At 72.2% G+C, this 8,717-nt stretch carries 6 protein-coding genes; all 6 read right to left on the bottom strand.

From position 1 onward, the window contains the following. Nucleotides 1-309: 309 nt before the first annotated feature. Nucleotides 310-984: a response regulator gene (locus ACFCY1_RS41060; RefSeq protein WP_049652081.1), complete on the bottom strand. Its 675-nt coding sequence runs from the start codon at nt 982-984 to the stop codon at nt 310-312. 69 nt (nt 985-1,053) lie between these two features. After that, on the bottom strand, nt 1,054-3,630 hold the full coding sequence (locus ACFCY1_RS41055; RefSeq protein ID WP_053112080.1) for a sensor histidine kinase KdpD: 2,577 nt from the start codon (nt 3,628-3,630) through the stop codon (nt 1,054-1,056). 121 nt (nt 3,631-3,751) lie between these two features. Beyond that, nucleotides 3,752-4,387, bottom strand: a complete 636-nt coding sequence (kdpC, locus tag ACFCY1_RS41050) for a potassium-transporting ATPase subunit KdpC (RefSeq protein WP_049652083.1) — start codon at nt 4,385-4,387, stop codon at nt 3,752-3,754. Between the two features lie 20 nt (nt 4,388-4,407). Next, the gene (kdpB, locus tag ACFCY1_RS41045) at nt 4,408-6,573 is read right to left on the bottom strand and encodes a potassium-transporting ATPase subunit KdpB (RefSeq protein ID WP_375877792.1); all 2,166 of its coding nucleotides are present in this window, start codon (nt 6,571-6,573) and stop codon (nt 4,408-4,410) included. Then, the gene (gene kdpA / locus ACFCY1_RS41040) at nt 6,573-8,237 is read right to left on the bottom strand and encodes a potassium-transporting ATPase subunit KdpA (RefSeq protein WP_117488258.1); all 1,665 of its coding nucleotides are present in this window, start codon (nt 8,235-8,237) and stop codon (nt 6,573-6,575) included. The genes kdpB and kdpA overlap by 1 nt, the downstream gene beginning before the upstream one ends. A gap of 1 nt (nt 8,238) precedes the next feature. Then, nucleotides 8,239-8,328 carry a K(+)-transporting ATPase subunit F gene (gene kdpF / locus ACFCY1_RS41035; RefSeq protein WP_045693083.1) on the bottom strand — a complete coding sequence of 30 codons (90 nt, stop codon included), beginning with the start codon at nt 8,326-8,328 and terminating at the stop codon, nt 8,239-8,241. Nucleotides 8,329-8,717 lie beyond the last annotated feature (389 nt).

Here is an 8,717-nt window from a genome sequence, read left to right as displayed (position 1 = left end):
GGGGGGGGGGCGCCGGGGGGTGGGGGGGGGGGGGGGGGGTGGGGGGGGCGGGGGGGGGGGCGGGGGGCGGGGGGCGGGGGGGGGGGGGGGGGGGGGGCCCCCCCCCCCCTCCCCCACCTGCTGGCCGCCTCGGGCGGCGGCTGGAGCGGCCCCGGACCTCCCCCACACGGAGCAGGGGCCGCTCGTTCGACACCGACACTACGCCCGCGGAACACCGCCGCCGAGCGGCCTTGACGCCCCCCTGTCGCCCACCGGGCCGCTCTTGACGGCTCGTTGACGGGGGCGCGCCGGCACCGGTGCGCCGGTCCGTCACGGCACGTACCGGTACCCGATCCCCGGCTCGGTGACCAGGTGCCGCGGCCGGGCCGGATCGCGCTCCAACTTGCGGCGCAGCCCGGCGAAGTAGACCCGCAGGTAGTTGCCGCGCCCCTCCTGGGCCGGGCCCCACACCTCGCGCAGGATCTGCCTCCCGGGCACCAGCCGGCCCGGGTTGGCGAGCAGCAGGGCGAGGATGCGCCACTCGGTCGGGGTGAGCCGGACCGGGCCGTTCGGGCCGTGCACCGCGGTGGCCGCGAGGTCCACGGTGTGGTCGCCGATCACCGGCCGGCCCAGCGGCACGTCGCCCAGCGGCCGGCGCAGCACGGCGCGCAGCCGGGCCAGCAGCTCGTCCATCAGGAACGGCTTGGTGAGGTAGTCGTCGGCGCCCGCGTCCAGGGCGCCCACCTTGTCGGCGGCGTCCGTCCGGCCGGAGAGCACGATGATCGGCACCGCGCTGTGGGTGCGCAGGCCGCGCAGCACGTCCATCCCGTCGAGGTCGGGCAGGCCGAGGTCGAGCAGGACGGCGTCCGGGGCGCTGTGCGCGGCGCGGTCCAGCGCCTCCCCGCCGCTGGCGGCGGTGCGGACGGCGTAGTGCCGGGCGCTGAGGTTGATCCGCAGGGTGCGCAGGAGGGCGGGCTCGTCGTCGACGACCAGAATCTCACTCATGCGCCCGCCTCGCTTCGCTCGGCAGTCGCTTCGCGAGACACGCACCTTTCGATGGTTCGTTCACTTCGTTCACTCATGTGGAGGTTCCTCCCCGGAGTCTCCGGGCTCGGTGGTGCTGGGCGCGGTGGTGGCGGCGGGCAGGGTGAGCAGCATGGTGGTGCCGCCGCCCGGGGTGTCCTCGACCTCCAGGCTGCCGCCCATCGCCTCGGCGAGGCCGCGGGAGAGGGCGAGGCCGAGGCCGACGCCGGTGGTGTTGTCGGTGTCGCCGAGGCGCTGGAAGGGCAGGAAGACCCGGTCCCGGTCCTCGGGGGCGATGCCGGGGCCGCGGTCGATCACCCGGATCTCCACCTGGTCGGCGTGGTGGCTGGCGGTGACCAGGACGGGCGCGCCGGGGGCGTTGTACCGCAGCGCGTTGGTGATCACGTTGGCGAGCACCCGCTCCAGCAGCGGCGGGTCGGCGAGCACCGGCGGGGCGGTGTCCAGGTCGAGCGGCTGCACCGGCGCGTACGGGTCGGGGAGGCTGTCGAGCGCCCGGGGCAGGATCTCGTCGAGGTGGGTCTCGGTGAGGTGCAGGGTGAGCGCGCCGGCCTGGAGGCGGCTCATGTCGAGCAGGTTGTCGACCAGCCGGGTGAGCTTGACCAGCGACTCGTCGGCGGTGGCGAGGAGTTCGGCCTGGTCCTCGGGCGAGAACTCGACATCGGGGCTGCGCAGCGAGCCGACCGAGGCGCGGGCGGCGGCCAGCGGGGTGCGCAGGTCGTGGCTGACGGCGGCGAGCAGGGCGGTGCGCATCCGGTCGGCGGCCTTGATCGGCTCGACCTCGGCGGCGACCACGGCCAGCCGGTCCCGCTCCAGCGCGGCGGCGACGTGGGCGGCGAAGGCGGTCAGCACCCGCTGGTCGGCGGCGGGCAGCCGGCGGCCGGTGAGCACCAGGAGGGCGTCCGCGCCGACCGGGACCTCGGCGGTCTCGTGCGGCCCCTCGCCGTCGCCCTGGTGGTCCCCCTCGCTGTGCGCGAGCACCTCGCCGTCGCCCCGGGAGAGCAGCGCGACGGCCCGCATGCCGAAGGCCGTCCGGGACTTCTCCAGCAGGGCGGGCAGCGCGTCGGCGCCGCGCAGCACGCTGCCGGCCAGGGTGGAGAGGGTCTCGGCCTCGGCGGTGGCGCGGGCGGCCCGGCTGGTGAGCCGGCCGGCGTGGTCGACCACGGTGGAGACGGTGAGCGCGATCGCGGCGAAGACCACCAGGGCGACGATGTTGTTGGTCTCGCCGATGGTCAGGCTGTGGACCGGCGGGATGAAGTAGTAGTTGAGCAGCACCGAGGCGACGACCGAGGCCAGCAGGGCCGACACCGCGCCGCCGAGCAGGGCGACGATCACCACGCCGAGCTGGAAGATCAGCGCGTCGGTGGTCAGGTTGATGCTGTGGTCCGCCTGCGAGAGCAGGACGGTGAGCAGCCAGGGCACCGCCAGGCCGGCCAGGTAGCCGGCGATGGTGCGGCGCCGGGAGTGGCGGCGGCCGAGCGAGGGCAGCCGGCCGCGGCCGGTGAACTCGTGGGTGACCATGTGGACGTCGATGTCCTCGGAGTCGTCCACGGTGGTCTGCCCGGTGCCGGGGCCGGTGAGGAAGCGGTTGATCCGGCCGCGGCGGCTGGTGCCGAGCACCAGCTGGGTGGCGTGGTGGGCGCGGGCGAAGGTGAGCAGCGCGGTCGGGACGTCGTCGCCGACCACCACGTGGTAGCTGCCGCCGAGGGTCTCCACCAGCTGCCGCTGCTGGGCGAGGGCGCCGGAGGAGGCGCCGGCCAGGCCGTCGCTGCGGGAGACGTGGACGGCCAGCAGTTCGCCGCCGGCCGTGCGGTCGGCGATCCGGGCGGCGCGGCGGATCAGGGTCTCGCCCTCGGGGCCGCCGGTGAGGGCGACCACGACCCGCTCGCGGGTCTCCCAGACCCGGTCGATGTTGTGGCTGGCCCGGTAGTCGCGCAGTCCCTCGTCCACCCGCCCGGCCACCCAGAGCAGGGCGAGTTCGCGCAGGGCGGTGAGGTTGCCGACCCGGAAGTAGTTCGAGAGCGCGGCGTCCACCTTCTCCGCCTTGTAGACGTTGCCGTGGGCCATCCGGCGGCGCAGTGCCTGCGGGGCCATGTCGACGAGTTCGATCTGGTCGGCCCGGCGGACCACCTCGTCCGGGACCGTCTCCCGCTGCGGGATGCCGGTGATCTTCCGGACGACGTCGTTCAGCGATTCCAGGTGCTGGATGTTGACGGTGGTGACGACGTCGATCCCGGCGGCGAGCAGTTCCTCGACGTCCTGCCAGCGCTTGGCGTGCCGGCCGCCGGGGATGTTGGTGTGCGCCAGCTCGTCCACCAGCACGACGGACGGGCGGCGGGCGAGCACGCCGTCGAGGTCCATCTCGTCGAACCCGGCGTCCCGGTAGTCGCGGTGGACGCGGGGCACGACCTCCAGGCCCGCCAGCATGGCCTCGGTGTGCGGTCTGCCGTGGCACTCGATGTACCCGACCACGACGTCGGCCCCGCGCTCCTGTCTGCGCCGGGCCTCGTCCAGCATCCGGTACGTCTTGCCGACCCCCGGCGCGGAGCCGAGGTACACCCTCAGCCGGCCGCCGCGGATGCCGGTGCCGGGGGTGAGGTCGCGGGCCATGGGCACTGCTCTTTCCATCGGGAGGTGGTGCACGTCTGCGGACGCGGGTCGGCCGGCCCGGGCGCGGGAGGCGTGCCCCCGTGCCCGGGCCGGCCCGGTCACCCGTCTGTACGAGGTGGTGTCACTTCTGCTCGCTGAGCGCCTTGTTGAGCAGCACGACGTTGACGCCCTCGTTGCCGAGGAAGCCGAGCGAGCGGCTCTCGGTGTACTTCTCGACCAGTTTGCCCACCGTCTCCACCGGCAGGTCGCGGTGCTTGGCGACCCGCTCGACCTGCTCCTTGGCGTACGCGACGGAGATGTGCGGGTCGAGGCCGGAGCCGGAGGCGGTCAGCGCGTCGGCCGGGACGCTCGCCGGGTCGACGCCGTCGAACGCGGCGACGGCGGCGCGGCGGTCGTTGACGGCCTTCAGCAGGTCCTCGCTGTTCGGGCCGAGGTTGCTGGCGCTGGAGGAGGACGCGTCGTAGCCGGTCCCGGCGGCGGAGGGGCGGGGCTGGAACCACTTCGGGTCCGGCTGGGCCTCCTCCTTCGGGTCGTCCGGGTTGGTCTTCGGGAGGTTGAAGCTCTGGCCGATCAGGCTGGAGCCGACCTCCCTGCCGCCGGACGTCACCGGCGAGCCGTTCGCCTTGTCGGAGAAGGCGACCTGGGAGACACCGGTGATCAGGAGCGGGTAGACGACCCCGAGGATCACGGTGAGCACCAGGAGCGCTCGCAGGGCCGTGAAGTGGGTGCGGAGGATCGTCGGCAGGGGCTTGGACATGGTTTTCTCTCCTTCCCGCTTCAGCTGAGGCCGGGGATGAACTGGACGATCAGGTCGATCAGCTTGATGCCGACGAACGGCACCACCAGGCCGCCGAAGCCGTAGACGCCGATGTTGCGGCGCAGCAGCGAGCTGGCGTCGGACGGGCGGTAGCGCACGCCGCGCAGGGCGAGCGGGATCAGGCCGATGATGACCAGGGCGTTGAAGATGATCGCCGAGGTGATCGCGGACTGCGGGCTGTGCAGGCCCATGATGTTGAGGTGGCTCAGGCCCGGGTAGACCCCGGCGAACATCGCGGGGATGATCGCGAAGTACTTGGCCACGTCGTTGGCGATCGAGAAGGTGGTCAGCGCGCCGCGGGTGATCAGCAGCTGCTTGCCGATCTCCACGATCTCGATCAGCTTGGTCGGGTTGGAGTCCAGGTCGACCATGTTGCCGGCCTCCTTGGCCGCCATGGTCCCGGTGTTCATCGCGACGCCGACGTCGGCCTGGGCGAGCGCGGGGGCGTCGTTGGTGCCGTCGCCGGTCATCGCGACCAGCTTGCCGCCCTCCTGCTCCTTCTTGATCAGGGCCATCTTGTCCTCGGGCGTGGCCTCGGCGAGGAAGTCGTCCACGCCGGCCTCCTCCGCGATCGCCTTGGCGGTCAGCGGGTTGTCGCCCGTGATCATGATGGTCTTGATGCCCATCCGGCGGAGCTCGTCGAAGCGCTCCCGCATGCCCTCCTTGACCACGTCCTTGAGGTGGATGACCCCCAGGACGCGGGCGGGCGCGCTGCCGGTCTTCGCGGCCACGACCAGCGGGGTGCCACCGGCGGCGGAGATCCCGTCGACCAGGGTGGAGACCTCGTCGCCGACCGAACCGCCGTTCCCGGTCACCCAGTTGGAGACGGCGCCGGCGGCGCCCTTGCGGACCTGGTGGACGCCCACCCGTCGCCCACCACCGCCCTTGTCCGAGTCGCTGCGCTCCGCCCCTTCCATTTCCTCGTCCAGGTCGACGCCCGACATCCGGGTCTGGGCGGTGAACGGGACCCAGGTGGCGTGGGTCAGCTCGCCCTGGGCGCGGGCCCGCAGACCGTACTCGGTCTTGGCGAGGACCACGATCGAGCGGCCCTCCGGGGTCTCGTCCGCGAGCGAGGAGAGCTGCGCGGCACTGGCCAGGTCCTCGGTGGAGACGCCCGGGGCGGGCAGGAACTCGGCGGCCTGGCGGTTGCCCAGGGTGATGGTGCCGGTCTTGTCGAGCAGCAGGGTGTTGACGTCGCCGGCGGCCTCGACGGCGCGGCCGGACATCGCCAGCACGTTGCGCTGCACCAGCCGGTCCATGCCGGCGATGCCGATCGCGGAGAGCAGCGCGCCGATGGTGGTCGGGATGAGCGCCACGATCAGGGCGACCAGGACGATCATCGACTGCGGGGCGCCCGCGTAGGTGGCCATCGGCTGGAGCGTGACGACCGCGACCAGGAAGACGATGGTCAGCGAGGCCAGCAGGATGTTGAGCGCGATCTCGTTCGGCGTCTTCTGCCGGGCGGCGCCCTCGACCAGGGCGATCATCCGGTCGATGAACGACTTGCCGGGCTCCGAGGCGATCTTCACCACGATCCGGTCGGACAGCACCTTGGTGCCGCCGGTGACGGCACTGCGGTCGCCGCCGGACTCCCGGATGACGGGCGCGGACTCGCCGGTGATCGCCGACTCGTCGACGCTCGCGACGCCCTCGACCACGTCGCCGTCACCGGGGATGACCTGCCCGGCCTCGACCACCACGTGGTCGCCGAGCCGGAGCGCGGTGCCGGGCACCTCCTCCTCGGCGCCGGTGGCCGGCCAGTCGGTGAGCCGACGGGCCATGGTGTCGCTCTTGGTCTTGCGCAGGGTGTCGGCCTGCGCCTTGCCGCGGCCCTCGGCGACGGCCTCGGCCAGGTTGGCGAAGATCGTGGTCAGCCAGAGCCAGACGGTGATGGCCCAGGCGAACACGGACGGGTCGGCGATCGCGGCGACGGTGGTGACCACCGAGCCGACCTCGACCACGAACATCACCGGGTTCTTGACCATCACCCGGGGGTCGAGCTTCTTCACCGCGTCCGGCAGGGACGCGAGGATCAGCTTCGGGTCGAGCAGGCCGCTCGACACTCTGTGCGGCGCGGCGGGCTCCGCCTTGTCGGCCGGTGCGGGGTTGAGCGTAGGGGTGGACATCAGGAGGACAGACCTTCCGCGATCGGCCCGAGAGCCAGGGCCGGGAAGTAGGTGAGGCCGACGACGATCAGGATCACGCCCGACAGCAGGCCCACGAACAGCGGCTTGTGGGTGGGCAGGGTGCCCGGGGTGGCCGGGACCGGCTGCTGCTGGGCGAGCGAGCCGGACAGCGCCAGGACGAAGACGATCGGCAGCAGCCGGCCGAAGATCATCGCCAGGCCGAGCGCGGTGTCGTACCAGTCGGTGTTGACGGTGATGCCGCCGAAGGCCGAGCCGTTGTTGTTGGCCGCCGAGGTGAAGGCGTACAGCACCTCGGAGAAGCCGTGGGCGCCCGAGTTGAGCATCCCGGCGCGCTCACCCGGCAGGGCCATCGCCACACCCGTGCCGACCAGCACGATCGTCGGCGTGGTGAGGATGTACAGCGAGGCGAACTTCATCTCCCGGCCGCCGAGCTTCTTGCCCAGGTACTCGGGGGTGCGGCCGACCATCAGGCCCGCCACGAACACCGCGATGACCGCCAGCACGAGCATCCCGTACAGGCCGGAGCCCACACCGCCGGGCGCGATCTCGCCCAGCATCATGTTGAAGACCGTCAGCCCGCCGCCGAACGGCGTGTACGAGTCGTGGAAGGAGTTCACCGCGCCGGTCGAGGTCAGCGTCGTCGAGGCGGCGAACAGCGAGCTCGCGGCGATGCCGAAGCGCTGCTCCTTGCCCTCCATCGCGGCGCCCGCGGCCTGCAGGGCGGTGCCGTGGTGCTGCGACTCGGCGAGGGTCAGCAGGGCCACCGAGGCGGCCCAGAACAGGCCCATCACGGCGACGATCGCGTAGCCCTGGCGGTTGTCCCCCACCATCCGGCCGAAGGTCCGCGGCAGCGCGAACGGGATCAGCAGGATCAGGAAGATCTCGACCAGGTTGGTGAAACCGGTCGGGTTCTCGAACGGGTGCGCCGAGTTGGCGTTGAAGAAGCCGCCGCCGTTGGTGCCGAGCAGCTTGATGACCTCCTGGGAGGCCACCGGGCCGCCCGGGATCTTCTGGACCTCGCCGGCCAGCGAGGTCACCTCGTGGAAGCCGTGGAAGTTCTGGATCACGCCGTTGGCGGCCAGCACCAGGGCGAAGACGATCGAGATCGGCAGCAGCAGGCGCAGGTTGATCCGGGTGAGGTCCACCCAGAAGTTGCCGATCCGGTCCGTCCGGTTGCGGGTGAAGCCCCGGATCAGCGCGGCGACGACGGCGATGCCGACGGCCGCGGAGACGAAGTTCTGCACCGCCAGGCCCGCCATCTGCACCAGGTGGCCCATCGCGGACTCGCCGCCGTAGGACTGCCAGTTGGTGTTGGCGACGAACGAGATCGCGGTGTTCCAGGCCTGGTGGCCCTCCATCTGCGGAACACCCAGGTTCAGCAGCAGGTAGCCCTGGAGGCGGATCAGGCCGTAGAGGAAGAGGACGGAGACGGCCGAGAAGGCCAGCACCGAGCGGAGGTACGACGGCCAGCGCTGGTCCGCGTCGCCGTCGACGCCGATCAGCTTGTAGATGCCGCGCTCGACTCTGAGGTGCTTGGCGGAGGTGAGGAGCTTGGCGATGTAGTCGCCGAGGGGGCGGTAGCACAGGGCCAGCGCGCCGACGAGGGCGATGACCTGGAGCCAGCCCGCGAGAGTGGATCCCATGTCAGAACTTCTCCGGGAAGATCAGCGCCACGACGAGATAGCCGACGAGCGCGACGGCCACGACCAGACCAGCGATGTTCTCCGCGCTCACAGCTTCTCCACCCCCCGCGCGATCAGGGCGATGACGGCGAACACGGCGACCGTGACACCGACGTAGATGAGATCGGACATGGGCTCCACCAGAGTGGTTCGGGAGATGCCGCGACCTGGGCCGAAGGGGCTCGCGCGGCGCCGGCGGACGACCGGCAGATGCAGCAAACCAGCCGTCAGCGGCGCGTTATGGGGCCCTGACGCCCTCCATACGGGTGACAGCGCGACGTTGACGCGGCCTTGACGGGCGCTTCACCGGACCGAGACCGTCGTGATCGGGCCGAGACACGGCGGCGGGCCGGGGGCTCGTTCGGCGGCGGGACGCCGGGGGCACGCCCGGGTACGGAACGGCCCCGGACGGCGGGCTGCCGTCCGGGGCCGTTCCGTACC

The organism is Kitasatospora sp. NPDC056273, assembly GCF_042268845.1.
Taxonomy (GTDB): Bacteria; Actinomycetota; Actinomycetes; order Streptomycetales; family Streptomycetaceae; genus Kitasatospora.
The sequence above is the reverse complement of the archived record's forward strand: the minus strand, read 5'-3'. Positions and strand labels throughout refer to the sequence as shown.